General features: G+C 65.2%; 23 protein-coding genes. 6 read left to right on the top strand and 17 right to left on the bottom strand.

The window, feature by feature from the left end; all coding sequences use genetic code 11:
• Positions 1–218 precede the first annotated feature (218 nt).
• Both J7396_RS10900 and J7396_RS10905 read left to right on the top strand, forming a co-directional pair.
• Positions 219–533, top strand: a complete 315-nt coding sequence (locus tag J7396_RS10900) for a hypothetical protein (RefSeq protein ID WP_008576447.1) — start codon at positions 219–221, stop codon at positions 531–533.
• 8 nt (positions 534–541) lie between these two features.
• On the top strand, positions 542–1,297 hold the full coding sequence (locus J7396_RS10905) for a M90 family metallopeptidase (RefSeq protein ID WP_029820641.1): 756 nt from the start codon (positions 542–544) through the stop codon (positions 1,295–1,297).
• A gap of 137 nt (positions 1,298–1,434) precedes the next feature.
• On the opposite strand, the gene J7396_RS10910 is transcribed toward J7396_RS10905, so the two are convergent.
• The 7 genes from J7396_RS10910 to J7396_RS10940 all read right to left on the bottom strand — a co-directional run bounded on the left by J7396_RS10910 (position 1,435) and on the right by J7396_RS10940 (position 8,977).
• Positions 1,435–2,619 carry a DUF1501 domain-containing protein gene (locus J7396_RS10910; RefSeq protein ID WP_209261448.1) on the bottom strand — a complete coding sequence of 395 codons (1,185 nt, stop codon included), beginning with the start codon at positions 2,617–2,619 and terminating at the stop codon, positions 1,435–1,437.
• Positions 2,620–2,738: 119 nt separating this feature from the next.
• Positions 2,739–4,328: a DUF1800 domain-containing protein gene (locus J7396_RS10915; RefSeq protein WP_209261449.1), complete on the bottom strand. Its 1,590-nt coding sequence runs from the start codon at positions 4,326–4,328 to the stop codon at positions 2,739–2,741.
• Positions 4,329–4,446: 118 nt separating this feature from the next.
• Positions 4,447–5,817, bottom strand: coding sequence for an ATP-binding protein (locus tag J7396_RS10920; protein ID WP_031424689.1), 1,371 nt, complete (start codon positions 5,815–5,817; stop codon positions 4,447–4,449).
• Between the two features lie 74 nt (positions 5,818–5,891).
• Positions 5,892–6,575, bottom strand: coding sequence for a response regulator transcription factor (locus tag J7396_RS10925; RefSeq protein ID WP_002808458.1), 684 nt, complete (start codon positions 6,573–6,575; stop codon positions 5,892–5,894).
• A 71-nt stretch (positions 6,576–6,646) separates the two neighbouring features.
• Complete coding sequence (locus J7396_RS10930; protein ID WP_029820643.1) at positions 6,647–7,012, bottom strand: hypothetical protein; 366 nt, start codon at positions 7,010–7,012, stop codon at positions 6,647–6,649.
• Positions 7,013–7,287: 275 nt separating this feature from the next.
• Entirely contained in the window at positions 7,288–8,292 is a 1,005-nt protein-coding gene (dusA, locus tag J7396_RS10935; protein ID WP_209261450.1) for a tRNA dihydrouridine(20/20a) synthase DusA, read from the bottom strand.
• A gap of 460 nt (positions 8,293–8,752) precedes the next feature.
• A complete protein-coding gene (locus tag J7396_RS10940; RefSeq protein WP_008576462.1) occupies positions 8,753–8,977 on the bottom strand; it encodes a hypothetical protein in 225 nt (74 codons plus the stop codon).
• A 59-nt stretch (positions 8,978–9,036) separates the two neighbouring features.
• On the opposite strand from J7396_RS10940, the gene J7396_RS22545 reads away from it, so the two are divergent.
• A complete protein-coding gene (locus tag J7396_RS22545; RefSeq protein WP_244669625.1) occupies positions 9,037–9,312 on the top strand; it encodes a hypothetical protein in 276 nt (91 codons plus the stop codon).
• Between the two features lie 234 nt (positions 9,313–9,546).
• On the opposite strand, the gene J7396_RS10950 is transcribed toward J7396_RS22545, so the two are convergent.
• The 6 genes from J7396_RS10950 to aroE all read right to left on the bottom strand — a co-directional run bounded on the left by J7396_RS10950 (position 9,547) and on the right by aroE (position 16,116).
• On the bottom strand, positions 9,547–10,146 hold the full coding sequence (locus J7396_RS10950) for an ankyrin repeat domain-containing protein (protein ID WP_071118145.1): 600 nt from the start codon (positions 10,144–10,146) through the stop codon (positions 9,547–9,549).
• Between the two features lie 58 nt (positions 10,147–10,204).
• The gene (gene katB / locus J7396_RS10955; RefSeq protein WP_029820646.1) at positions 10,205–11,710 is read right to left on the bottom strand and encodes a catalase KatB; all 1,506 of its coding nucleotides are present in this window, start codon (positions 11,708–11,710) and stop codon (positions 10,205–10,207) included.
• 557 nt (positions 11,711–12,267) lie between these two features.
• Positions 12,268–14,403, bottom strand: a complete 2,136-nt coding sequence (dinG, locus tag J7396_RS10960) for an ATP-dependent DNA helicase DinG (RefSeq protein ID WP_209261451.1) — start codon at positions 14,401–14,403, stop codon at positions 12,268–12,270.
• Positions 14,404–14,667: 264 nt separating this feature from the next.
• A complete protein-coding gene (locus J7396_RS10965) occupies positions 14,668–14,904 on the bottom strand; it encodes a hypothetical protein (RefSeq protein WP_008576468.1) in 237 nt (78 codons plus the stop codon).
• Positions 14,901–15,275 (bottom strand): hypothetical protein, encoded by a 375-nt coding sequence (locus J7396_RS10970; RefSeq protein ID WP_031424702.1) that lies wholly within the window; start codon positions 15,273–15,275, stop codon positions 14,901–14,903. Before J7396_RS10970 ends, J7396_RS10965 begins: the two co-directional genes overlap by 4 nt.
• Positions 15,265–16,116, bottom strand: a complete 852-nt coding sequence (gene aroE, locus J7396_RS10975) for a shikimate dehydrogenase (protein WP_031424704.1) — start codon at positions 16,114–16,116, stop codon at positions 15,265–15,267. The genes J7396_RS10970 and aroE overlap by 11 nt, the downstream gene beginning before the upstream one ends.
• A gap of 64 nt (positions 16,117–16,180) precedes the next feature.
• Here aroE and J7396_RS10980 point away from each other — a divergent pair, with 64 nt between their 5' ends.
• Positions 16,181–17,062: a PD40 domain-containing protein gene (locus J7396_RS10980; RefSeq protein WP_209261452.1), complete on the top strand. Its 882-nt coding sequence runs from the start codon at positions 16,181–16,183 to the stop codon at positions 17,060–17,062.
• A 464-nt stretch (positions 17,063–17,526) separates the two neighbouring features.
• Here J7396_RS10980 and J7396_RS10985 read toward each other — a convergent pair whose 3' ends face one another.
• On the bottom strand, positions 17,527–20,061 hold the full coding sequence (locus tag J7396_RS10985) for a sulfite reductase flavoprotein subunit alpha (RefSeq protein WP_209261453.1): 2,535 nt from the start codon (positions 20,059–20,061) through the stop codon (positions 17,527–17,529).
• A 228-nt stretch (positions 20,062–20,289) separates the two neighbouring features.
• Here J7396_RS10985 and J7396_RS10990 point away from each other — a divergent pair, with 228 nt between their 5' ends.
• Positions 20,290–21,042 carry a DNA/RNA non-specific endonuclease gene (locus tag J7396_RS10990; RefSeq protein ID WP_209261454.1) on the top strand — a complete coding sequence of 251 codons (753 nt, stop codon included), beginning with the start codon at positions 20,290–20,292 and terminating at the stop codon, positions 21,040–21,042.
• Between the two features lie 381 nt (positions 21,043–21,423).
• On the opposite strand, the gene hemB is transcribed toward J7396_RS10990, so the two are convergent.
• Together hemB and J7396_RS11000 are read right to left on the bottom strand one after the other, a co-directional pair.
• Positions 21,424–22,416: a porphobilinogen synthase gene (gene hemB / locus J7396_RS10995; RefSeq protein WP_011348934.1), complete on the bottom strand. Its 993-nt coding sequence runs from the start codon at positions 22,414–22,416 to the stop codon at positions 21,424–21,426.
• Between the two features lie 224 nt (positions 22,417–22,640).
• A complete protein-coding gene (locus J7396_RS11000; protein WP_017156266.1) occupies positions 22,641–22,883 on the bottom strand; it encodes a hypothetical protein in 243 nt (80 codons plus the stop codon).
• Between the two features lie 223 nt (positions 22,884–23,106).
• Here J7396_RS11000 and J7396_RS11005 point away from each other — a divergent pair, with 223 nt between their 5' ends.
• Entirely contained in the window at positions 23,107–23,577 is a 471-nt protein-coding gene (locus tag J7396_RS11005) for a hypothetical protein (RefSeq protein ID WP_209261455.1), read from the top strand.
• 99 nt (positions 23,578–23,676) lie between these two features.
• Here J7396_RS11005 and J7396_RS11010 read toward each other — a convergent pair whose 3' ends face one another.
• On the bottom strand, positions 23,677–25,467 hold the full coding sequence (locus tag J7396_RS11010) for a DUF885 domain-containing protein (RefSeq protein ID WP_046933343.1): 1,791 nt from the start codon (positions 25,465–25,467) through the stop codon (positions 23,677–23,679).
• Positions 25,468–25,494: the final 27 nt, after the last annotated feature.

The raw sequence follows: 25,494 nt of genomic DNA on the forward strand, positions 1-25,494 counted from the left end.
GTGGGCTCGGTGACCGACCGCACCGGGCATGCGCCCTGCGGCTGACCGGCGCGCGCGCCCGACCAATCTCCCGCAGCGCCGGCGCCGCACTGCCGGCCGCCGGCGCCTTTCATCTCACAGTGCATTGCGCGCAAAGTCCCCGAATCCATCCGCCAAAGTATGCGCCAAGCCCTCCCGGGCGCCCAGCGCGGCTTGCGTGAGGGAGTGAAAAGCGCGTTATGATCGGCGACTCACGCCGCTTGCCCTGGATGTGGACGATGCGCCGAATCACGGTTTGCCTGCTCCTGTTGTTGGCTCCGCTTGCCGCCCTGGCATCGGACCAGCTGATCGACGGCGATCATGACAGCTGCATCAGCACCAACTCGGCCGCGCGCGGCAGGACACCGGCGCCCGAAGCCGCACCGGCACGCAACAGCCCGCACAAGGCCACGCCGTCCACCGGCGGCGGCGGTGGCAGCGATGGCGATTCGTTATTCCCGCGCATGCGCACGATGCCGCGCTGGCACAGTTTCCTGCCGGGCATGTTCCGCTGATCCAGTGGTTGATGCGCTGGCTGCGCCGGCCGCCTCCAGACATTGCTGATGCGCTGTGGCAGCGGCTGTGCGGCAGTTGCGCCTGGGTCGCCGCGCTCGATCCACTCCGCCAGCAACGCCTGCGCGCATTGACCGCGCAGTTCCTGCAGCAGAAGACCATTTCGCCTGTCGACGGGCTGCAGCTGCAACCGAACGATCAACTCGTGCTGGCCGCGACCTGCTGCCTGCCGCTGCTGGAAATCGGCGCCGCCGGTTGGCGCGGCTGGTCGCAGCTGATCGTGTACCCGGATGCGTTTCGCGTGCAGCGCACCCACATGGATGCGGCCGGGGTGATGCATGCCTGGGACGACACCCTGATCGGCGAAGCCTGGGAGCAAGGTCCGTTGATCGTCAGCTGGGCCGATGTGCAAGCCGACCTGGACGACCCGCAGGCAGGCTTCAACGTGATCGTGCATGAGATGGCGCACAAGCTCGATGCACTGGATGGCGCGCTCGACGGCACACCGCCCCTGCCGCGCGATGCGCAACGCGCCTGGGCGCGCGATTTCCAGCATGCCTACGATCTGTTTTGCCAACGCGTCGATGCGGGTCAAGACACCGAGATCGATCCGTATGCCGCCGAAGCCCCGGAGGAATTCTTCGCAGTGGTCAGCGAATATCATTTCTCCGCACCGCGCGTGCTTTTGCGCACGATGCCGCAGGTCGCCTTGCACCTGGAACGATTTTACGGGCGCTCACCGTTTGCAGATTCAATGCAACGTTGATGTGCCGCGTCGCGGAGCGGCGTGCGGTATCGCACTTGGCAGGAGCAACCTGCAGCCGTCGCCCGAAGCAGACGCCGCGGGATCGACACAAGCCGGCTGTCGATACCACGCACGGTGCGATCGCTCGCCATGCACACTCACACCAATCCAAGATCGCGTGGCTTGGCACCTGGGAATACCCGTTCCAACTGCGTTGGCGACAGCCCCCACAGACGGCCGAGCATTCCGCCGAACAGGCTGCGGTAGTTGTTGAGCACCGGGTAATCGCGGTTTTGCAGCAGCTGCGCCTGTTCGACCGCCACCTGCTCGCCAGCGATGCGGCCGCCGCGCACGCCACCGCCCAGCACCCAGTACGTTGTGCCATGGCCATGATCGGTGCCCTTGCTGCCATTCTCGCGGAAGGTGCGGCCGAATTCGGAGATGACCACCACCACGGTATCGTTCCAGGCCGGGCCCAACGCATCGGCATAGGCAGCCAGCCCTTCGCCGAGATTGCGCAGGTTGTTGGCCAGGCCACCTTCCACACTGCCCTGGTTGGCATGCGTGTCCCAGCCACCGACATCGACGAACCCCAGGCGATAGCGCTCGCGCATCAAGGTCGCCATGCGCCGGGTTTCATCGGCAAACGTGCGTGCACTGGCGGCGCCACGACCGGCTTGCTCCATCTCTTCGCGCAACTGCGCGGTGACCTGCTGACGCAATGCAAGACCATCGCGCGCAGCGGCGGCCAGCGGCGTGCTGTCGTACATCTGCGACAGGATCTGCGCCTGCCGTGCATCCAGCCCGCCTTTGCCGATACTCCGCAACGACACGTTGGGTAAATCGCCACCGCCCTGGAACGTCAGCGGCAACGAATCGGTGAACGCGATGGCCGGCACGCCACTGAGTACGCCAGACAGGCGCGCCATGAACCCGGAGCGGTAATCGCGGTGCTTGCCGGCCTGGCCGGATTCGATATCGTCCTGGGTTTCGAAGTGGCTGCGCGATAGATCGTCGGTGCCGGCAAACGGCACGAAGGCCACTTGCTTGCGTTCCCACAGTGGCAGCAGCGTCTGGCCTACCACCGGGTTGAGACCCCACTGCGCATCCAGCGCCAGGGCACTGTTTGGATTGGCGGCATCTGGCCGCGCAATCGCCAGGCTCGGCCGCGACTGGTAATAAAAATCGCTGCCATGCGGCACCAGCAGATTATTGCTGTCGTAGCCGCCACGCAAAAACACCACCAGCATGCGCGCGCTATCGCGTGGCGCAGCGAACAGACGGCCGGCCCACGGCATGCTTGCAGCGGCGGCAGAGGCAAGCAGAAATTGACGTCGTTGCATGGTGTACTCCCGCGGCATTGAGCGCCTGGCATTCGTTGGATCGCTGGATCGGTTGTTGTTGCATCTGCGAACGTGACGCGTGGGCCTTGAATCGGCAGATCCGACTCGGCGCCATGGCCTTAGCGATAATTGAAGTCTGGCGACGACAGCAAGAACCCATTCCATTCGGCAGGCGAGCGCGCCTGCTCCAGCGCCTGCCGTGTGGCGGCCGACAGTGATGGCGCCAACCAGCGGTACGACGGGCGCGTATCGATCTGCACCGGCGCAGGAATCGGCGTCTGGTCGTCGCCCTCCAGACGAAACAACTGCTTCGGTGCGCCGCCGATCGAACGCGCCACCTCGAACCTGCGTGCCAGCTGCCCGGAACTGGTCCAGGCCTGCGACTGCAGCGGCCAACCATCGGGCGTGATGCGACCAAACAACGGTTCACCCAGCTGCTGCACCCAACTGGCCATTGGCGCGGCATTGATCACCGGTTGACCCTCGTACGCCACCCGCATCGCCGACACCACGAACCGGTTCGGGTCCTTGAACTTGCGCGGTTGCGCCTGCGCAAACTCCGGCGACGCCAGCATGGTCTGCATGACCTTGGCGATATCGCCATCGCTGTGCTGGAAGGTATTGGCCATGCGCGTCACCAGCGCCGCAGGCGGGGCATCGCTGACGAAGTACTCGGCCAGACGCTGCGAAATGAAATGCGCACAGGCCGGCTGGCGCACCAACACCTGCACGGCGTGTTCGATCTCATCCAGCCCACCGCCGGCAATGCGCTGGCCAAGCAGTATCTTGTCGCCGGGTTGGTGACGCGCCGGATTGAATTCGAACAGACCCTTGCGCACGACCTGCGCCTGCCCTGGCGCTGCAAGCGGCAACGGCGGCGCGCCATTGGCCTTGATCGGCACCAGGCCCGCGCCGGTGAGGATCAGCGCCAGTTGCTGCACATCCTGCTGGCCGTAGCCGCCGTGCACGCCCAGCGTATGCAGTTCCATCAACTCGCGTGCGTAGTTTTCGTTGACCTTGCCCTTGGCGTTCTTGGCGTTGTCCAGGTATTCCAGCATCGCCGGGCTTTCCAGCGTGGCCATCACCAGGTCGGCGAACTTGCCGGTGGCATTGGGGCGGATCGCGTTTTCCATGTAGTCGGCCGCCATCCACTTCACCCGGGCCTTGTCGGCATACACGCTGAAATGATTGAGCCAGAACCACACCAGTTGCTCGCGCAGCTGATCCGGCGCGTACACCGCGCGCAACAGTTGCGCCTGCCGCGCCTGCACCAGCATCTGACCACCGCGCGCCTGCCACTCCTTGCGCAAGGCAACCTTCTCATCGCCATCGGGCATGGATTGCAGGCGGACCTTGTCGGCTTCGTACTGGGTCAGCAACGCCACCAGCGGGGTATGCAATGCGTCGAAGCGCTGCAGCTGCGCGCCGACCGGCGCGGGCAACGCAGCGTCGTCGCTGGGCTGCAACAACAACGTACCAAAGCGCTTGGGGCCCAGCCGTGTCAGCAGCGTCGCGCTGCTGGCATCAACCCCATAGGTGGCACGCTGCAGCCAGCGCATCTGCGATGGTGTCAGCGGCGTTTCGGCAGCCGTGCAGGTGAGCGCGTACAGGCTGCCGATCAACAGCGGCAGCACACGCCACCCTAGCGTGCGCCGCACGTGCGCGACGCGCGCATCCACGCCTACGGCCTGGCCAACTTGCTCGAACATGCAGCCCCTCCATCGCAACGGCTTGCCCGCCCAGTATGGGTAAGCCAACGCGTGAGGCGTTAAACGGTTGTCGGAACGCCAGCGCACATTGGCCACGGGTTCATCGGCCCTGCGGCGGTCACAATCCAGGCGGCAGGGTCACATCGAAGCGGGCACCGCCCAGTTCCTGCGAGCGCACCACCTGCAGCTCGCCGCGATAGCCCTTGATCAGGTCCTGCACGATCGACATGCCGATGCCATGCCCTTGCACACGCTCGTCGCCACGCACACCGCGCTGCAGAATCTTGGCCACGTCTTCCGGCGCGATGCCGGGGCCATCGTCTTCCACCGACAGAATCAGCCCGGCACGACGGCTACCGGTGGTGGGTCCCGGTTTTGCGGTCAGCAGCACCCGGCTGCGCGCCCACTTGAAGCCGTTTTCCAGCAAATTTCCAAGCAGTTCCTGCAAATCGCCCGGCTCGCCGTGAAAGCGTGCTTCGGGCGAAATATCGAATTCGCACAACACGCCTTTGACCGCATACACCTTCTCGAGGCCACGCACGATTTCTTCGGCGGTCGGTTCGATGGGCAATGGTGCCGCGAACAATTTGTGCCCGCTGGACGCCGCACGCGCCAGCTGGTACGACACCAGGTCGTTCATGCGGCGCAGCTGCACATCCATCTCTTCGTGCAGGTCGCGCTCGGACGCACCGCTATCGAGTTGTGTGCGCAAGACGGCGATGGGCGTCTTGAGGCTATGCGCAAGATCGGCCAGCGTGTTGCGCTGACGTTCCAGGTTGTCGCGTTCGCTTTCGATGAAGGCATTGATGCTGTCGGTCAGCGGCTCCAGTTCGCGTGGATGCTGCTCGCTCATGCGCTGGATCTCGCCGCGCTGCACCTTGGTCAACTCGTTGATGACCCGCCGCAGCGGACGCAGGCTCCATTGCAGAATGAAGGCTTGCAATACCAGCAACACCACACCGGCGCTGCCAAGGTAGAACCACACTGCACCACGGAACACGCGCAGCTGCGCACCCATCGAGCGCGCGTCCTCCATCACGTAGATGGTGTACGGAATCTCGCCGCCGTGCTCGCGTTCGACATAGCTCACGCCCAGCCCGTAGCGATACAGCTGGCCCAGGCTGCCGTCGATCTGGGTCATTTCCAGCGGGCCGATGAATTCTTCCTGGCGCGGCTCCAGCATGCGGCCATGCGGAATGTTCGGGCCTTCGGCCGACATCGAGGTCCAGCTTTCGTCCGGGCGTACAACTTCAACGTAGAGCCCGCCGCCAGGCACATCGAAGCGCGGATCGGGCGGTTGCCCGCCGATGTACAGCGACCCGTCGCGTACGAAATCGATATTGGCCGCATACGCGGAGGCGTAGTTCTTGAGCCGCTCACGCAGGTTCTTCTCAGCGGTGTCGGCAAACGCCACGTCCAGCGCGTAACCCGCCAGTGCCAGGAACGCCACCAGGCTGAGGCTGGCGGCCAGCAGCTGGCGGGCCTGCAATGAGCGCGGCCGCCAGCGTCTATACCACTTGGAGCGGCCCGGCACTTGGTCTTCCTGCTCGCTGACGCGCTGACTCAGCCTTCGGTACGCGGAATGGCGAAGCGATAACCACGGCCACGCACGGTTTCGATCGGCTTGAGTTCGCCATCGGGGTCGAGCTTCTTGCGCAGGCGACCGATGAATACTTCCAGCACGTTCGAATCACGGTCGAAGTCCTGCTGGTAGATGTGCTCGGTGAGATCGGCCTTGGAGACCAGTTCGCCGGCATGCATCATCAGGTACTCGAGCACCTTGTACTCGTAGCTGGTCAGATCGACGTTGGCGCCGTTGACGCTTACCGTCTGTGCCGCCAGGTCCAGCGCGACCGGGCCACATTCCAGCGTGGGCTTGCTCCAGCCAGCAGCACGCCGCAGCAGCGCGTTGACGCGCGCCAGCAACTCTTCGACATGGAACGGCTTGACCAGATAATCGTCGGCACCCTGCTTGAGGCCTTCGACCTTGTCCTGCCAGCTCGAGCGCGCGGTCAGGATCAGCACCGGAAACTTCTTGCCTTCATCGCGCAGGGCCTTGATCAGCTCCATCCCTGACATCTTGGGCAAGCCAAGATCGATGATGCCGACGTCGAATGGCACTTCGCGGCCCATGTAGAGACCTTCTTCGCCGTCCTGTGCAGCGTCGACCGCAAAGCCTTCGCGCTTCAGACGCGCCGCAAGGGTTTCGCGCAGCGGAGCTTCGTCTTCGACCAAAAGGATACGCATGCACTCTCCCTAGTTACGTTGTCGGCCAGCGGCCGGGGAATTTATAAGACTGAACGCAGAACTATCTACGTTCAGTGGTTATCGTCGCGTGGTGGCGCGTCGGGCGGCGGCAAGTTACGCGCAGGCGCAGCCTGCGTCTGCTCCGGCTCATACACGGTGTGCACGCGCCCATCTTTCATGTACTTGACCCGATTGAGATTGCCGCCATCGAACGGCACACGCTCGGCACCCAGTATCTGTCCACCGGTAGACCGCTGCACATGCCGAATGGTGTCCGACAGCGTGCGGCTATTGCCGCGTGCCGAGGGCGGCATCGCCTCGCGTCCGCTCTGCACCATCGGATAGCCCTGGCCCCAGGCCGACGGCGCGGCCATGGCAACCCAGAGGGCAACCAGAGCGACTTGGCGAGCGCGGCAGTGCATTTGGGTCACAAACAAATCCTAGCGGGTTGTTCAGAAACATTCAAAATTCGTGAAATCGACCACGCATACCTGAGGGTCGAGCATCGGAATCGAGCCAAATTCTTGATTTTTCGGGGTGAATCCGATCTGAACTTTTTAGCTTCACGTTAACGGCATTCAGTGAAATGAATGCCGAACAGAGTGGCCGACACGGCGAGCACGCGGTGTTGCGGACGCGCCTGCTGCAACAGCCACCCGAAACGCTCGGAGATCCAGGCAGCCCGTTCAGGAATGCAAGCGGTGGGCCAAAGTCAGGCAACCACGCGCCAGGACCGCGTATCGGTGCGCTCCAGGGCCTGCTCGACCAGTTCCCAACCGGCGCCCGGGCGATGGGCGCCCTCGCTCAGGACCTGCCGGAACGCCCTGCCTCCAGGCTGACCATGAAACAGACCGAGGACGTGCCGGGTCATGTGTTTCAAGGCCAGACCCTGTGCCAGTTGGGATTCCACGTACGGCTGATAGGCGCGCAGCAAGGACTCGCGCGATTGCTCGGGCCGCTGGTTCAAGGCTGCATCCAGACAATGCAGGACGTACGGGTCATGGTAGGCGGCGCGGCCGAGCATGACGCCGTCGGTGTGCTGCAGATGCGCCATGGCCGTGTCCACGGCCACGATGCCACCGTTGAGCACGACCGGCAGACCGGGCCGCTCCTGCTTGAGCCGGTAAGCCCAGTCGTACCGCAGCGGCGGCACTTCGCGGTTTTCCTTCGGCGACAAGCCCTTGAGCCAGGCGTTCCGGGCATGCACCACCACCATGGCCGCGCCGGCCGCGACCACCTGGTCGACAAAGCGGGCAAACAGCGCGTAGTCGTCATCGTCGTCCACGCCCAGGCGGCACTTGACGGTGATCGGCACGTGGGTGGCCGCGCACATGGCCGCGACGCACTCGGCCACCAGCGCCGGCTCGCGCATCAGGCAGGCGCCGAAACGCCCGGCCTGCACACGGTCGGAGGGGCAACCGCAGTTGAGATTGATCTCATCAAAGCGCCACTCCTGCGCAATCGCCGCTGCCTGCGCGAGCAAGGCGGGATCGCTGCCGCCCAGCTGCAGCGCCAGCGGATGTTCCACCGCATCGAAGCCGATCAAGCGGGCGCGATCGCCGTGGATCACCGCGTTGGCGTGCACCATCTCGGTGTACAGGCGCGCGGACGGCGCCAACAGGCGGTGGAAGACCCGGCAATGGCGGTCGGTCCAATCCATCATCGGAGCGACGGACAGGCGCAGGGAGGCGGCGTAGCGATCGGCGGAAGCGGTCATCGACGAAGTGGCCGCAGCGAGCAGCCATTAGAATGCGAAGCAGGATCAACAGCTTACACGGGCGTCGATGAATCTGCGGCGGTGCGGAGTGGGCGGCTGGAGCGGCTGCTTTGGGACTTAGCTCCAGGATCGCCTACTCGTTGCGCCACGGGATCGCCCCCTATCAGCTGGCCGGCGACGAGCATGACGCGCGATTGCGGGTGGCGCTGGTGACGCGCTTGGGCGGCCAGCACCACGGGTGCGTTTTACTGTCGGAAACGGCAACAGCGCCGAAGATCGCGTTGACGCTGTTTTAGTTTCCCTCGCTCGCCAAATGCGGGCGGTAACGGAGGCAGCGCTGCAGGATGCGCGGTGCCTGTCTGCGTTCGCCTCTGCGGCGAACGCCTTGCATCGTCAGTGACGAGCGGAGCTTTCCAGGTCCGGTGCCGCGGTGACCGCTGCGCCCGGACGAACCCGGAACTTACGGGTTACGGACACCGACACGCTCTTCGGCGCTCAGCGGCTTGCCCAGTGCATGGTAGGAGGCAACCAGCGTGATCAGGGCAGTGCCCATGACCGTGTAGAAGCTCCACGACTTGGCCAGCACATGCACCTGGCCGAACACCAGCGCAACCACGGCAGCGGCAGTGCACAGCACCATGGCCAGCAGCGACATCAGGAAGGGAATGGAGGGATCGAGCTTCATGGTCCGGGGGTTCCAAGGTGCGATGCGATAGCTGCAGCATCGGCGTTCCCGGCGCTTTCTTGAACTGTTTTCTGCGATTTTTTCCAGGCGATTTAAAGCAAGTCAGCAAGTACTCAGTTTTCTGTCAAAGCCTTGGCGCACAAGGGTTTGCGCGTCAGAAAAATCCTGACGCAATGGCGAAGATTTCACCGCCACTGTCAGAGATCCAGCGCGGCCGTGGCGGAAAACCGACGGCGCTGCAAGGCGCAGTTTGGGGGTACCAGACAGCGGTTCTGAGTGCTGCAATGGATGCGGCGATCCCGATCGACGCCGTCGACATGGCAGGTGCAGCATGAGCTGGAGGATATGCAGCGACCGGGGGGCGCGGCGTGCACCCACAAGCGTGGCGTCTTCGCGAGAGCCGGGGCGTTGCGACAAGAGCGCGTGTGACTACCCACCTGACGCACGCACAGCCGTTGGCTACCAGCAGCCGCCCATTGCTTCTAGTGAGTGAAGCGCAGCCACGGACGCGCATCGCGGCCGATGCGGCACGCTGTCAGGGGCACGCCTGGCAGGCAAGACTGGCGCGCTCAGCGCGCCGGCACGGTGGCAAATTCGCCGCGTTGTAGCTTGGTCACATCGTTGCCCTGCCCGTCCTTGAGGCTGAGATCCGCGCCCTTGGCGGCGAGGTCCTTGAGCACGTCGGTGCGCTGGAACAACGCCGCATACATCGCAGCGGTCTGGCCGGCGTTGTTGCGCTGGTCCGGCGCGCAATCGGCCTGCATCAGGCGCTTGGCGATGCCCAGCTCGCCCTTGAAGATGGCGCCCATCAGTGCGGTGTTGCCGCGCTTGTCCTGCGCACAGGGATCGGCGCCGGCGCTCAGCAATTGCTCCACCGCCGGCCGCTGGCCGTGGTATGCGGCCAGGATCAGGGCCGTATAGCCCTTCTCGTCACGGGTATTGAGGTCGTAATGCGAACGGATGAATTCGGCCAGCATCTCCTGGCGGCCCTCACGCGCGGCGTCGAAGAAATACTCGCGCAGTTGCAGCTTGATCTGCTCAGGCGTGGCAGTGGCAGTGGCAGTTGCGCTGGCAGCGGATGCAGATGCAGATGCAGATGCAGATGCAGGCGACGCAGCGTTGGCAATCGCAGACACGCTGCCAAGCATCAGAAACAACAGGGTGCGCATAGGGATCTCCCGAAATCAAGACGACACCGCGGCGCAGGCCGCGATGTCGTCGGGCGGATCAGTCCTGCAGGCTGGAGGCCAGCTGCTTGACCCGCGCCAAATCGCCCTTGGCCACGCGGGTGACGCCAGTACCGTACTCGGGGTCGGCCTTATACAGGAACGACAGCATCAGGTGCTTGCTTTCGGTGTCGGTGGTGGCCAGCGACTCACCGAAGCTCTGCACCAGATCGGCACGGTCCTTCTTGCTGTAGGAGCGATACAACTCGCCGGCCTGCTTGAAGTTCTGCTCGCGGGTGATCTTGGCCTGCTGGGTGGTGCCCGACAGCGGCAGCTCGCTGTAGCGCGCAGCGGTGTCCTGCGGACGCGGCTCCAGGCGGCTCGGCTCGTAGTTCACCCCACTGGTGGTCTGGCCGATGTTGCCCTGGCCGTCCTGGTTGCCGTTGTTGACGGCTACACGTGGGCGATTGACCGGCAGGCTCAGCCCATTGGCACCGATGCGATACAGCTGGGTGTCGGCGTAGGAAAAGATACGGCCCTGCAATAGGCGGTCTTCCGAAGGTTCGATACCCGGCACCAGATTGGCCGGCGCCATGGCCACCTGCTCGGTTTCCTGGAAGAAATTATCGACGTTCTTGTTCAACACCATCTGGCCGACCTTCTGCTCCGGCACGTCCGGCCAGATCTTGGTGGCGTCAAGCGGGTCGAAATCGAACTTGGCCAGGTCTTCCGGCTTGAGCACCTGCACGTACAAATCCCATTTCGGGTAATCGCCCTTCTTGATCGCAGCGACCAGATCGTTGGTCAGGTGGCTGTAGTCCTTGGCCTGCACCGCGGCGACCTGCTTGGGATCGAGGTTCTTGATGCCCTGCAGCGTCTTCCAGTGGAACTTGACGTAGTGCACTTCACCCTGCGCGTTGACCAGCTTGTAGGCGTGTACGCCATTGCCGTCCATGAAGCGATAGCCGGCCGGCGTGCCCTCGTTGGAGTACAGCAGGGTCAGCGTGCGCGTGGCTTCTGGCACGTGCGAGAAGAAATCGAAGCGACGCGAATCGTCATCCAGATTGGTGCGCGGGTCCGGCTTGAACGCGTGCACCATGTCGGGGAACTTGATCGCATCGCGAATGAAGAAGGTGGGGAAGTTGTTGCCGACCAGATCCCAATTGCCTTCGCTGGTATAGAACTTGGTAGCGAAACCATGCGGGTCGCGCAGCGTCTCAGGCGAATGGTTGCCATGGACTACCGAAGAAAAGCGCACGAACACCGGAGTTTTTTCGCCGGCGCTGAAGACCTTGGCCTTGGTCAGGCTGGAGAGATCGGCAGTGGCGGTGAACTCGCCTTTGACGCCAGTGCCGCGCGCATGCACCACGCGCTCGGGAATGCGTTCGCGATCGAAACGCTGCAGCTTCTGGATCAGCTGCACGTCCTGCAGCAGCGTCGGGCCGGTGGCACCGGCTGTCTGCGAATTCTGGTTATCGCCGACCTTGGCCCCATTGTCGCGGGTCAGAACGGATTGGGCGAAGACCGGCGGAGCGATCAACGTCGGGGCTAGCAGGGCTAGCACCATGAGGTGTCCAGGGCGCATGGCGTCAGCTCGTTTGAGGAGGCTGAATCATCGCTAGCAGGCCGGAGTGTGAGAAGTCGTTAGTTATGATCGCTTCGATAGGGGAAGATGATGATGACTGCGTTGCGTGATATGCATCGCCAAACTCGCGAGCGGTACATAGCAAATAACCGCATTATCGAACGCTACGTGCGTCATTGCGTTTTTTTGCGCGACCTGAGTTTCAATCGCGCGCAGCCAATGTTGCGTTGCAGGATCGTGCGCAGTGTGGATGACGCGAGTGGCCCATTGCGCATCGCGCGATGCAGGACTGGGCCACGTATGCAGCGCCGATTATGCAGAGCCGCGGCACGAGATCCTCCAACGCTGCAGCTACACCATCGCGCGTATGCCGATGCGGTACGACTGGCCATGCTCCCTGTGTGGCTGCACAGCGCGGCGCTGGCTTGCATCGCGCAACACCCGAACCGGCGCGCTACATCCGTATCGGCTGCGCCATCACCGTCGCACGCGAGATTGCACATTGCGATGATGATGGCACTGGCATCGCCAGGCGATCTTCAACGCCCGATCACCCGCTTGAACGGCGGCAAGGCATCGATGATGCGTTTACCGTAGCGACGGGTGAGCAGGCGCGAGTCGAGGATGATCACGCGGCCATGGTCGCTGGAGCTGCGGATCAGGCGGCCGGCGAATTGGGTGAGCGTGCGCAACGCATGCGGGATGGCGATCAGATTGAAGGCGTTGTGCCCGCGGCTTTCCAACCATTCGCTCAAAGTGGAGGTTTGCGGATCGGTGGGCACGGCGAACGGCACCTGGGTGATGACCACGGTGGTGCAGGCTTCACCGGGCAGGTCCAGGCCTTCGCCGAAGGAATTGAGGCCGAACAATACCGAGCCTTGGCCGGCACCGATGCGGCGCAAATGTTCGGTGATCAGTTGCGACTTGTTGCCTTCGCCCTGCACCAGCACGCGATTGCGCTGCGCCAACGGCATCAGGTCGGCCACCTTTTCCATCTTCCAGCGCGAAGTGAACAACACGATGCTGCCCTTGGCGTTCCAATCTAGTTCGCGCACCAGATACTTGGCCACTTCCTTGGGATGGCCTTCGCGGTCGTCGGGAGTGACCGGAAAATTGGGGACGATCAATTCGGCCTGGTTGGGCAGGTCGAACGGCGAGGCCAGCGATGCCATTTCGGCGTGATCGGGCAAGCCATTGTCGATGGCGAAGGATTGGAAATCGCCGCCACCGGTCAGCGTGGCCGAGGTCATCACCACCGAATCCACCTCGTTCCAGATCATCGTGCGCAGCACCTGCGCGGCCGACACCGGCGAGCAATGGCAGATCAGGTCGCCATCGCGCGAGAGGGTGATCCAGCGCGCCATCGGCGGCTGACCTTCCTTGTCTTCGCGGCGCCAGCCACTCCACAGATTGTGTTGCTGCTCGGCCATCTCCAGCGCCAGGCCGAGACTGCGCTGCAGACGTTCGCGCGCGGAATCGTCCTGTTTTCCCTTGGCAATGGCGCTGTGTGCGGCATGCACCCAGTTGAACAGTGCGCGGGTTTCTTCGCCAAGCTCTTCGATGGCCGGGCCCCACTGCGGCGGCAACTTGCCATTGGCCGCGCGCCACAGCGGATCGCGCTCGCCGGGCTCGGGCTTCCACACGCGTTCGACCTCGGCGTGGAAGGCCTTGAGCAGTTTGGACACGCGCGCAGCCACCTCGATGGCTTCGTTGGGCAGCAAGTTGCCCAGCTTGTCCTTGTCCACTGCGCGATAAGCGGCCGCGATGAGGATCTGCAGGCGCCCGGTGCGCCTGGCCATCTCGTCCAGCGGCAGGTTGGCCGCGCCCTGGTCGATCGCCACGCCGGCGATGTGGTGGCCTTCGTCGAGTACCAGCAGCATGTCCGCTGGCGGGGCGATCAGCGGCTGGCCGTTTTCGGCATCGCCCAGCGACAGCGACGACAGCAGCAAGGCGTGGTTGGTGACCACGATCTGCGCCTCGCGTACATCGGTGCGCGCCTTGAGTACCGGACATTGCGCCGCGTAGCTGCAGCGGCGCCCCGCACAGCCGGAGGCCGGCGTGGTGATGCGCATGCGCAGCGGCACGGAGATCTGTTCCGGCGCATCGTCCAGATCGCCATTCCAGGTGCGGGCGGCGTAGGCCTTGGCCAACCGTTTGGCCAGATCCGCATCGACGGGGCTGAGCGGGCGGTCGTACAGCGCCTGCTCGTCTTCGAACATGGCGTTCTGACTGGTGTCGCCTTCCAGTTCGGCGGCATTGCGGGTGCACAGATAGCGGGTACGGCCCTTGGCCAGCGCCACGGTCGCTTCCAGTCCGGTGGCCTTGAGGAAGGCCGGGATGTCGCGTTCCACCAGCTGCGATTGCAGCGCCACGGTGCCGGTGCTGATGACCAGTTTTTTCTTGGTCGCCAGTGCGATCGGCACGCCGGCGGTGAGATAGCCCAGGCTCTTGCCCACGCCGGTGGGCGCCTCGGCGATGCCGATGCCGCCGGAGGTGGCCAGGGCACGGGAGACCAGGCCGATCATCTGGCTCTGTGCGCGCCGCGTGGCAAAGCCCGGCGTATTGGCCTGCAGCTTGGCGTAAGCGTCGCGGATGCTGGCCTTGATCGGGTCGGTCAGGCTGCGCTGGGTGGAAACGGGCGCCGACGGCGCGGCCGGTGGGGCAACTTCACTCATCGCGCTATTTTCGCACGGACCGGCGCAGTGACTGCGACCGGCGCGCCGCACGGCTGAACAGGTTGCCTGCTTGCGGCGGCCACCCGGCCACTCCCACGCTGGTGCGACTGCTACGCGGCCGAGGGCATGGTTCGATTCTCCGATCGTGGCCCAGCACCGGCCGCCTGCAGGCGCCCGCCGCCGGCGCGACCCGGAAGGCGGCGCAGTGAATGCCGATGCACGAAACGCCGCTGTCTTTAACGCGTCGGCAGGATCGGTGCGCGCTCAGTTCCGCTGCCGGCGTGCCGGCCACGCATGGCGCGCCCACACCAGGCCGATGGCCGCCATGGCCACGCCCATCAACAGCATGCCGGCGCCGACGCCATTGGGCCCGAAACGTTCGTACAGCAGGCCGCCGCGATTGACCGCCGCCAGCGCCTGCGGATGCAGCAGCGTCCACACGCCCTGCCCGGCACAGACCAATCCAACGATCACCAGCAAGATGGCTTTGAGCGGGATCACGGGCGCGGACCAGTGCCAGCCGGCAAACGCTGCAGGCTGGCCGCCAGCGTCCACACCAGTACGCCGATGCCGACGGCCTGCATGGCCATCAGCACGAAGTGGGCGATGCCGACCACCATGCTGATCTGGCGCACGTTGCCTTGCTGCAGCAACACCATCGGAATCGCCTGGACGGCGACCTCGGCGAACAGGCAGCCCAGCAGCAGCCAGAGCGCGGCCAGCCCCGCGCGCCGCAGCGGGCTATGCGGTACGCGCCACAACAGAGCCAGCCCGAGCAGCACCGCAATCAGCATCGGCACGCGCGACAGCAGGCTGGTGACCAGGGTCAGCAGGATCGCGGTGGCATCGGCGCTGCCCACGTCAGTCGGCACTGACCAGCACGGCCTCGCGCGCGCGCAGCGCGGCATAGACCGGGTCGGTGTCCGGGCGCACGCCATGCCACAGCGCGAAGCTCTCGGCAGCCTGTTCCACCAGCATGCCCAGTCCATCGATGGCGTACCGGCATTGCGCCGCGCGCGCCCAGGCCAGAAACGCAATGGCGGTGTCGCCGTAATTCAGATCGACCGCGGCCGTCAGGCTGTTGACCAGACCCAGTGGCAATGCAAACGCACCGGCATCGCGGTCGCGACCGGCCGCAGTGGCATTGACGATCAGTTCGAAGTCGCCCAGCTCGCGCAGGTCTTCGATGTAACGCGACGTCACCCGCGCAGGCTCGCCCAGCGCATCGCACAAGGCATCGGCGCGCTCGGGCGAGCGGTTCACCACCACCATTGCGGTGATGCCCGCCTCCAGCAGCGCCGGCGCCACACCGCGTGCAGCGCCACCGGCGCCCAGCAGCAGCACGCGGCGGCCACGCAGATCCAGGCCCTGGCGTTCGGTGAGATCGCGCACCAGGCCGGCGCCGTCGGTGTTGTCGCCCTGCCACTGGCCGTCGTTGCGCACCAACGTGTTCACCGCCCCGGCCAACCGGGCGCGATCGCTCAGGCTGCTGGCCAGCGCATAGGCGGCTTCCTTCAACGGCAGGGTGACGTTGGCGCCCTTGCCGCCCTCATCGGCGAAGCGTTGCAACGCGGCGCTGAAATCCTCTAGCGGCGCGTCGATGGCGGTGTACTCCAGCGCAATGCCGGTCTGCTTCCCGAACTCGGTGTGGATGGCCGGCGACAGCGAATGGGCGACGGGGTGACCGAACACGGCATAACGGGATACGGGCATGAAACGCTCTCTGGTTGACTAGACTGTGCGCGACTTGGAGCCGCTCTTGAGGCAGGAACACCGCATGCACTATCGATGGACGCTGCTTACGCTGGCGGCAAGTTTACTCTGCGTCCCGTCTGCTTCGGGGCTTGCTGAATTCGGTATCGAGGGCATGGGTGTGGTCTCCACGCCGGCCAACGAGGCGCGCGCCACGCTCAGCCCGGACGGGCAGCGCATCGTTTGGGCCAGCGACCGGGCCGGTGGCACCGGCGGCTGGGATCTGTGGCAGGCGCAGCTGCGCGGCGGGCGTTGGCAGGACGCGCAGCCGCTGCCGATCAATACCGCGCAGGACGAGACCACCCCATTGTTCAGTGCCGACGGCCACTGGCTGCTGTTCGCCTCCACCCGGCCCGGCGGCGCGGGCGGCAGCGACCTGTACCGTGCACCAGTGGGTGCGCAAGGCGCCGTGGGCCCGGTGCAATCGCTGGGCGCGGCGATCAACAGCGCCGGCAACGAGCGCGCACCGACGCTGTCGCTGGACGGCACACGCCTGCTGTTCGCCAGCGACGGTCATGGCGGTGCTGGCGGCATGGATCTGTTCGTCGCGCGCTGGGATGGGCAGGCGTTCACCACGCCGGTGGCCTTGGTCGACATCAATAGCGCAGCCGACGAGCTGGACGCAGCCTGGCTCGGCGACGGGCGCGCATTGGTCTGGGCCCGGGGGAAGACCGATGGCCCCAGCCAGTTGCTGCTGGCCATCTGCAAGGACGGTCGTTTTGCCCAGGGCTTGCCGCTGCCACTGTCGTTCAACGGGCCGCAGGAGCGCACTTTCGGCGCGGTCGTGGATACCGCCAAGCCGGGCGAATTGCTGGTGACCGGCAGCGCCCGTGCGCCACGCGCAGGGCAGTTGGACATCTACCGGATGAAGGCACCGGCAGCCGACGGCGATGCGAGTTGCCGTTGAGGTGGATGGGTGCATCGGTCCGATCGAGACCATGTTGCCTGGGCATTCGCCGCAGAGCTGCTGATCACTTCCAATGCGGGGACAAGCAAACCGTGCGACGCGACGTGCTCATTCTTCGATAAACAGCCCGCGAACTGACTGGCGTGGTGCCTGCGCCGCTTGCTGGACCGTTGGCGGCATGGCTGCCGCCGTTAAACCACAGGAATGGGTTCATGGCGTGTCCCGCGCGCGACGAGGACAGCGCACGCTCGACCGGCGAGGCGTTGTTGATGGGTCCAACAGGTCGTCAGCCGACACAACGCTGCACCAATGCCATGCAAACGTAGAACGCTCGCCACTCGGAGTGGGCGCGTATCCGTCGTCCACGGTGGTCTGCGGCTCTCTGCTCTGCGCACCCGCACAATGCTCACTGGCCAGGTTCTGCTAGCCGATGTAAGGCGGGGCTGGCGCCGTCATCGCCGCGCTCAATACACATCGCGTCGATAACGGCCGGCCGCGGTCAGCGATTCCAATCGCGTGTCGCCGAGCAGTTCTCGCAAGGTTGCATCGACCTCGCGCGCCATGCTGTCCAGACTGCCGCAGACGCAAATGACCGCGCCGCGGTCGATCCAGTGTCGCAGCGTGTCGCCGGCGTCGCGCAAGTGATGTTGCACGTAGCGCTTTTGTGGTTGATCGCGCGAGAACACCCACTCCAGCTGCTGCAGATGCCCACTCGCCTGCCAGGCCTGCAGCTCGTCGGCGAACAGGCGGTCGTGCGCCGCATGCCGTTCGCCGAACAACAACCAGTGCCCATGCACGCCGGCCAACTCGGCCTCGCGTAGCAGCGCGCGCAGGCCCGCAATGCCGGTTCCGTTACCGATCAAGACCATCGGCATCGTTTCGAGCCGATGAAACCCGGGATTGGTGCGCAACCGTGCGCGCACCGGCGTGCCGATCGCCGCATGGCAGATCAACCACCCCGAACCCAGACCGGGACTGCCATCGACACGCGTCGTCAGCCGCACCACCACCATCGCGGTGCCGTCAGCCGGTACGCTGGCGAGCGAATAATCGCGTGTGGGCAGCCAGGCGCAAGCATCCAGCCAGGTCTGCGGATCAGGGCGATGGGCAAGCGGCGTTGCGGGCGGCTCGGGCAGGACGCGCTCGGCGGCAGCCTGCTGCAATGGCAGCAGCTGCGCATCCACGTGCACCAGTGCGTCCGGCGCCAGGCCCCATGCCGCCAGACAGGCGCGCACTTGTGCTTGGGCATGCGCAGGCTGCACTTCGAGGATGTCGCCGGCCTGCCACTGCGCATCGGCAGGCGGCTGCAGATCGACGCGCCAGATCGGCGCCCCCTCGCTGCCCGGATTCAGATGCATGCGCGAGGAAAGGGTCCATTCGGTCAATTTGGTCCGTGCCAGCGGCGCCACGCGCAAAGGTGCACCGGCGATCTGGCCCAGCTGCGCATGCCATTGCGCCAGCGCCTGCGGGTCGACGTTATCCAGTTCCACCGCAGGAAACAGCGCGCGTGCACCTTGCGCATCCAGCCACTGTTCGACACGCCGCGAGAACCCGCAGAACTGCGCATATTGGCGGTCTCCCAGCGCCAGCACCGCGTAGGTCAGGTGCGGCAATTGCAGGCGTTGCCGCAGCAGCCCACGCTCGAAACCGCGTGCCGCATCCGGTGGCTCGCCATCGCCAAACGTGCTGATCACAAACAGCGCATGCCCGGTGCGTTGTAGCGCCTGCGCATCCAGCTGCGCCAGCGAGCACACCTGCACCGGCAAGCCGGCGGCCTGCAGATGCCCGGCGGCCTGCCACGCCAGGCGCTCGGCAAAACCGCTCTGGCTGGCAAACGCAATCAACCACGGGGCCGCTTGCGAGGCCGGTGCTGCGCCTTGCAACACCTTGCGCGCAGCGCGCAGTTCGCGTTTTTTGCGGCGCCGATCCAGATACAGCATCCAGCCGGTGACGAAGAACACCGACATGCCCAGGCTGGCGAGCATCACCACGATGCGCCCGGGCAACCCGAAGAAACTGCCCGAATGCAGCGGGAACATGCTCACCGCCAATTGCTGCCCGCGCGGCAGCAGCGCGTAGTCCAGGCGCTGCAGCAGTGCTCCGCTGTCCGGCGCGATATCAAGACTGTTGTAGGCGCGATCGTGAGCGGGATGGTCGGGCAAGAACCGCACATTCAACGGCTGCCCGGCGCGCGCGGGAATGCGCAGATCCAGGGCGGCGCTGCGCGTGGCGGGAATGCCATCGAGCGTGCGCTGCACGCGTGCAAGATCGACGGTGGCCGGGCGGTTATCGCCTTTGTCGCCGCGTATTGCAGGCAGGCCGCCAAGCAAGGCCATCATGCCATCGCGATACCAGGGGTAGGACCAGGTCAGCCCGGTCAGCGCGACCAGCAAATACACCAGCAAGCACCAGGTGCCGAACACCGCGTGCAGGCTCCACAAAAAACTGCGCCCCTGCCGTCGCCATTCCACCACCCACCAGGTGCGCGGGCTCCACCACCGTCGCGGCCAGCGCAGATACAGCCCCGATGCGCAGAAGAACAGCAAGATGAAGGCGCTCGCACCGGTGACCGCCTGCCCGCGTTTGCCGGCCGTCAGATTGCGGTGCAGGTCTTCGATGAAGGCAAACGCAGTGCTCAGCCGCGGCGGCGCGACCCGCTCACCCGTATAGGGGTCGAAATACACCCGGCCCGCGCCCTTGCCGGAGAGGCGCGCGGCAGACGGGCGCGCACCAGTGGGATCGATCAACAGGCGCGTCACCGTCTGTTTCTGCCCGGCACCGGCTGGCGCCAGATCGAGCCGTTGCAGCAACACATCCACCGGCAAGGGCTGCTCGCCCGCCGCATGCCGTTGCGCCAGTTGCGCAATGGCCGGATTGGCCATGCGCACGATCTCGTTTTCGAACGACATCGCCGCGCCGGTCAACCCCATTACCGACAGCACCAGCCCGGCAGTGATGCCGAGCAGCCAATGCAGCTGGAACAGGAGCGTCTTGATCAAGACCTGGACACGAAACGGGACGGCCGCCCATTGTAGATGAGAATGAGTCTCGCATCCGATCCGCATCGATGCCGACGGCGTTCTATGGCTCGCTGCACGCCGCGCCCGGCAGCGGTCTGTCTGGTCTGACGCGTGCTGCCGCGCCGTCATCTGCCGCACATGGCGCGGTCATCGTTTGGACATCGCGCCTTGCCACCTTCCTCACTCCCTTGGCGAGCGAGCTCTGCAATGTCCTTCCTCCTGCGCGGTTGTGTGGCCCTGGCAGTGTTGTGCACGACCTCCGTGGCGATGGCCGCCACCCGTTGTCCCAGCCTCTACGCGAATGGCACCCCGCCTAGCGTGGGCAGCAGTACGACCCGCACCACCGAGGTCTGCCACACCGAATACGTGTTGCTGGCCTCGGGCGTGACCAAGGACCCGGTGTATTCGGCCGAGCACCTCACCGACCAACAGGTTGCCGGCGCCGAGGCGATCGGCCGGGTCGGCTCCTTCCACGACGAAACCGGCATCCCCGCCGCTGATCGCTCGAAAAGTTCCGACTACACCAATACCGGCTACGACCGCGGGCACATGACGCCGGCCGGCGATGCATCGACCGAAAGTTCGGAAAAAGAAACCTTTTCCATGGCCAATGTCGTCCCGCAAGACCACAAGCTCAACACCGGCGAGTGGGCGCACATCGAAGAGCAGGTGCGTCAGCTGGCCAAGCAGCACGGCGAGTTGTACGTGGTGACCGGCCCGGCGTTCGACAGCGGCACTGCAACGACGATCGGCACCGACAACGTCGCCGTCCCGACGTATGTGTGGAAGGCGATCTACGAACCGGGCGTGGGCGCGGGCGCGTATCTGTGCGTCAACGACAGCAGCATCAACTGCGACGTGGTGTCGATCGACGACCTGGTCGTGATGACCAACGTCGACCCGTTCCCCTCGCTCAGCGCCAGCGTGAAGTCGCAGGCGATCGCGTTGGTACTGCCCTGAGATGAGAGACGGGATTTGGGATTCGGGATTTGCACCACTATCAGTTGCTGGCTCGGCACTGCGCCGTCGCCAGGCGCGTTGCGCGGCTGACCCGGAAATTTCAAGCGTAGCGCGCCGGTCCTGTTGCGGCGTACGCAAGCCATACCATCAAAAGGTTTGAACGCTAGTGCATGGGAGCGACGTGCCGTATTGCATCTGATGCAGGCGGCACGTCGACTCCTCGCGATCCAGCGGGCGCTGGCGCATCTGTCAGGCTAACGACGCCCATCGAACCAGACCGCCCGCTCCAGACCCCACTGCACGCAGGCGACTGCCTGGCCGACGCGAGCGGCCCTCACTCTTGCGTAACTGAGTGGCAGCGCCGTCGCACCGTGCTCGCGCTCAGCGCGTTTCGCGCAACCAGCGCGCCACTTGCGGGGCGAAATAGGTCAACACGCCATCGGCGCCGGCACGCTTGAAGGCCATCAATGCTTCGAGCACGCACTTGCGCTCGTCCAGCCAGCCATTGGCTGACGCCGCCTTGAGCATCGCGTACTCGCCGCTGACCTGGTACGCAAAGGTCGGCACGCGGAATTGATCCTTCACCCGGCGCACCACATCCAGATACGGCATGCCCGGCTTGACCATCACCATGTCCGCGCCTTCTTCCAAATCCAGGGCGATCTCGCGCAAGGCTTCATCGCCGTTGGCCGGGTCCATCTGGTAGGTGGTCTTGTCGGCCTTGCCCAGATTGCCGGCGCTGCCTACCGCATCGCGGAAGGGACCGTAGAACGCCGAGGCGTACTTGGCCGAATACGCCATGATCCGCACGTTGAGATGATCGTCGGCATCGAGCGCGCGGCGGATCGCACCGATGCGGCCATCCATCATGTCCGAAGGCGAAATGATGTCCACGCCCGCCTGCGCATGCGACAACGATTGCTTGACCAAGGCCTCGACCGTGATCTCGTTGAGCACATAACCCTTGTCGTCGATGATGCCGTCCTGGCCGTGGGTGGTGTACGGGTCCAGCGCCACGTCGGTCATGACGCCCAGCTCCGGGAAGCGCGACTTCAACGCCCGCACCGCGCGCTGCGCCAGGCCGTCCGGGTTCCAGGCTTCGGCCGCGTCCAGGCTCTTGCCGGCCGGGTCGATCACCGGGAACAGGTCGATCACCGGGATGCCCAGCTCCAGCGCGTTTTCCGCCTCGCGCAGCAGCTCGTCCAGCGACAGGCGTTCCACGCCGGGCATCGACGCGATCGGCGCGCGGCCGGACAGTTCGTGTACGAACACCGGCCAGATCAGGTCATCGGTGGTCAGCGTGTTCTCGCGCATCAACCGACGCGAAAACCCATCGTGGCGCATGCGGCGGGGGCGATAGTGCGGGTGGGCCATGACAAGGCTCCTGTAGACAGCGCATCAGTTTACGCCCGCCATGATGCGCAGAACGCGCTGCGACGCAGTGTCGCAGCGCTGCAACGGCACGCGGGTTCTTGCTCGCTTTCTCTCAGCCACAGGTCGAGCAAGGCGCCGACGTCTGGCGATGCAGACCCTGCCGGACACGCGCGCACCCGACACATGCACACGCAGGTGCGCATCGCCGCCTTGTCGAGAGCCCGTTAGATAATGCCGCCGCCCAGGGTCAGGCGCATCACCCCGACCACGATCACCAGGCCGTTGAGCACCAAGCCGGTCTTGGCACGGCCACGGTTGCCTGCCGAGGTGAACAACAGCGCGATGGCGGCGATCAGCGCGCCCACCGCCGCGAACGGAATCAGGAACCAGTTGCCCCAACCCAGCAGCGGAATGAAGGCCAACACCATCCAGAGCAGCGCCACGATGCCCCACAACAGGCTGATCAGTCCCACGTGCCACCTCGTCTTGAAGAAAGCACGAGCTTACCGGCGCGGCCGTCCTCACGCCGTGGGCGGGTGGTCATCATGACCAATGGCGGTTTGGCGGCAGCCTCACACCGGCATGGCTAGGGTGCGCCAAAGTGCGGCGCGATTCAGTCCAGGCGCCGGATCATCGCTGCCACTACGCGGATTTCATTACCCAGCTTTCATCACCCAAGGGGGGTCCACCATGCACAAGCAATCGCTGATCAGGAACGTCGCCATCGCCGCGGCGACCGCCGCCTTGCTGGCCGGTTGCGCCAGTAGCTCCAAGGTGATGCTGGGCCAGGCGCGCGCGCCGATCGACCCGGCGCAGGTGCAGGTGTATTCCAACGCCCCGGTCGGCTCGGTGGAAATCGCCCAGCTCGAATCGACCAGCGCCGCCGGCTTCGGCACCCAGGGCCAGACCGACGCTGCCGTGCAACGCCTCAAGCGCGAAGCCGCCAAGCTCGGCGCCAACGGCGTGGTCATCGTCGGCCTAGGCTCCGAACGCTCCGGCGGCGGCCTGTCGGTGGGCGGTGGCAGCTACGGCGGCCGCGTCGGCGGCGGCTTGGGGATCGGCATCCCCACCACCCAAAAGCGCGCGGCCGGAGTGGCGATCTGGGTGCCGGCGGGGGCACAGCAGCGTCCTGCACCGGACGTCTCCCCAGCGACGCGGTAAAGCCCGCAAAGAATCACCCGCATCACTGCGCCAGGGCGCGACGGAAGGCTGTTTGCGGCCTTTTATCGCGCCCTGTTTTTTTGAACTCCACGGAGCTGGTCAGCGCTTGGCCTGTTGCGCCGGAATGAACTGCGTCTCCACCGCCTTGGCCAGCTGATCCGGTGGCAGCAGGCCCTGGTCGAGCAGGAAGTTGTTGAAGGCCAGGCGGTCGAACTTTTTACCCAGGGCCAGTTCGGTGCGCATGCGCAGTTCGAGGATGCGGGTGTAGCCGTAGAAGTAGCTGCCGGCCTGGCCGGGGGCGCGGACGGTGTAGCGGTCCAGTTCCTGGCGGGTCATGGCCGGCGAAAGGCCGACGTCGTCTTCCAGTACCTGGCGCGCGCGTTCGCGGTCGATCAGGCCCAGGTTGAGCATCGGGTCGAGCATGGCGCGGGCGGCGCGCAGCAGGCGGAACTGCAGGGCGATCAGCTGGCCGTCGAGCGGTTCGTACGGCACCATTTCTGCTTCGGCATACAGCGCCCAGCCTTCGACGTTGACCGAGTTGAAGGCGAACATACTGCGCGCCAGCGAGACGCCGCGTTCGACCATGGCGGTGAACTGCAGTTCGTGGCCGGGGCGGCCTTCGTGGGCGCTGAGCGTCCAGGCGGCCGAGCCGAAGTTGAAGTCGTCGTATTGCTCTTTCTTGGCGCCATCGGCGGTCGGGTTGCCCAGCGGCAACACGAACTGGCCCTGCTGGCCGGTATTGCCGATCAACGGGGCCGGCAGGAAGTGCGGGGCCGGTTGCGCGGCGCTTTCGGCGGCGCTGCCCAGGCGCATCTGCATCGGGCGGTTAGGCACATCGACGATGCGCTGCTGGCGGATGATCGGGTCGATCTGATCGATCACGCCGCGGTAGTGGGTTTCCAACTGGTCGTCGGCGATCTTGTTGCCCTTGAGGGCGCGGATCACCTGCACATAATCGCCGCCCTGCACGCCCTTGGCCTTGGCCACCAGCGGCGCCAGTTGGCGCATGGCCGAACGGGTCTCCATGAACTCCAGTTGCGCGCGCTGGATCAGCTGCTGCGGCGCGATATCGATCCCGACCTGCTTGAGCTGGAAAGCGTAAAGCGGCTCGGGCAGGCGAGTGTCCTTGCGCGCCTTGGGTAGCACGGTGGCGCGGGTCCACGCGGCGTAGTCCTTCAGTTGCGTGGACATGGCCTTGAGCGCCTCGTCGGCGCCGGCGATCTTGTACTTGGCGAACAGCTCGCCAATACCGGCGACGTAGGTGTCCACATTGGCCAGCGCCTGCTCCACTTCGCGCTGGGTGGGCTGCAGCAGGGCCTTGTTGCTCAGCTTTTCCTCGTAGCGCTGGCGCGCCAGCGTGGTGGTGGGCGTGCTTCCCGGTACCAGGCCGACGTAACGCTTGAGGCGATCCAGCGCCTTGGCGCGGCGCTCGGGCACGGTCTGGTCGGAGAGCAGACCGTTGAGACCACTGAAAACCGCCTCGGGAGCATCGCTCCAGGGCAACAGATACCGTTCGTTGAGCTCGCTGCCTTCGATGTTCTGCTCGGCCGCGCCGATCATGATCTGCAGGTCCTGGCGCACGTTGGCATCGCGCTCGGTGGTCAACTTCGTTTGCAGCGTGGCGCGCGCCTTGCGCATGGCATCGCGATAGCGCGCGGCGTTGTCCGGGCCGAGGTCGACGACCTGATCGTCGTAGCCGGGCACACCGAAGAAGCTGGCGTATTCGGGCTGGAACGGCGCCTGCGCATTGAGCAGGATCTGCGCATAGCCGTTGCTGGTCTGCACCCAGGCCGGGCTGGCGGGTACCTTGGCGGTGCTTTGGCTGGTCTGGGCCTGCAGCGGCAAACAGGTGCCGAGCGCCAGAGCGACGGCAATCACAAGAGGCTTCATCGAGAAGATTCCAACAGGGCGATGCGC

It is taken from the genome of Xanthomonas sp. A1809 (genome assembly GCF_017746015.1).
GTDB lineage: Bacteria > Pseudomonadota > Gammaproteobacteria > Xanthomonadales > Xanthomonadaceae > Xanthomonas > Xanthomonas euvesicatoria.

What these genes read in the sequence shown, in the direction of transcription:
- J7396_RS10980 (WP_209261452.1), top strand. Translation starts at nt 16,181, where the DNA reads ATGCACTATCGATGGACGCTGCTTACGCTGGCGGCAAGTTTACTCTGC.
- J7396_RS11005 (WP_209261455.1), top strand. Translation starts at nt 23,107, where the DNA reads ATGCACAAGCAATCGCTGATCAGGAACGTCGCCATCGCCGCGGCGACC.
- dinG (WP_209261451.1), bottom strand. Translation starts at nt 14,403, where the DNA reads ATGAGTGAAGTTGCCCCACCGGCCGCGCCGTCGGCGCCCGTTTCCACC.
- J7396_RS10910 (WP_209261448.1), bottom strand. Translation starts at nt 2,619, where the DNA reads ATGCAACGACGTCAATTTCTGCTTGCCTCTGCCGCCGCTGCAAGCATG.
- katB (WP_029820646.1), bottom strand. Translation starts at nt 11,710, where the DNA reads ATGGTGCTAGCCCTGCTAGCCCCGACGTTGATCGCTCCGCCGGTCTTC.
- aroE (WP_031424704.1), bottom strand. Translation starts at nt 16,116, where the DNA reads ATGCCCGTATCCCGTTATGCCGTGTTCGGTCACCCCGTCGCCCATTCG.
- J7396_RS10950 (WP_071118145.1), bottom strand. Translation starts at nt 10,146, where the DNA reads ATGCGCACCCTGTTGTTTCTGATGCTTGGCAGCGTGTCTGCGATTGCC.
- dusA (WP_209261450.1), bottom strand. Translation starts at nt 8,292, where the DNA reads ATGACCGCTTCCGCCGATCGCTACGCCGCCTCCCTGCGCCTGTCCGTC.
- J7396_RS10940 (WP_008576462.1), bottom strand. Translation starts at nt 8,977, where the DNA reads ATGAAGCTCGATCCCTCCATTCCCTTCCTGATGTCGCTGCTGGCCATG.
- J7396_RS11010 (WP_046933343.1), bottom strand. Translation starts at nt 25,467, where the DNA reads ATGAAGCCTCTTGTGATTGCCGTCGCTCTGGCGCTCGGCACCTGTTTG.
- J7396_RS10915 (WP_209261449.1), bottom strand. Translation starts at nt 4,328, where the DNA reads ATGTTCGAGCAAGTTGGCCAGGCCGTAGGCGTGGATGCGCGCGTCGCG.
- J7396_RS10925 (WP_002808458.1), bottom strand. Translation starts at nt 6,575, where the DNA reads ATGCGTATCCTTTTGGTCGAAGACGAAGCTCCGCTGCGCGAAACCCTT.
- J7396_RS10990 (WP_209261454.1), top strand. Translation starts at nt 20,290, where the DNA reads ATGTCCTTCCTCCTGCGCGGTTGTGTGGCCCTGGCAGTGTTGTGCACG.
- hemB (WP_011348934.1), bottom strand. Translation starts at nt 22,416, where the DNA reads ATGGCCCACCCGCACTATCGCCCCCGCCGCATGCGCCACGATGGGTTT.
- J7396_RS10900 (WP_008576447.1), top strand. Translation starts at nt 219, where the DNA reads ATGATCGGCGACTCACGCCGCTTGCCCTGGATGTGGACGATGCGCCGA.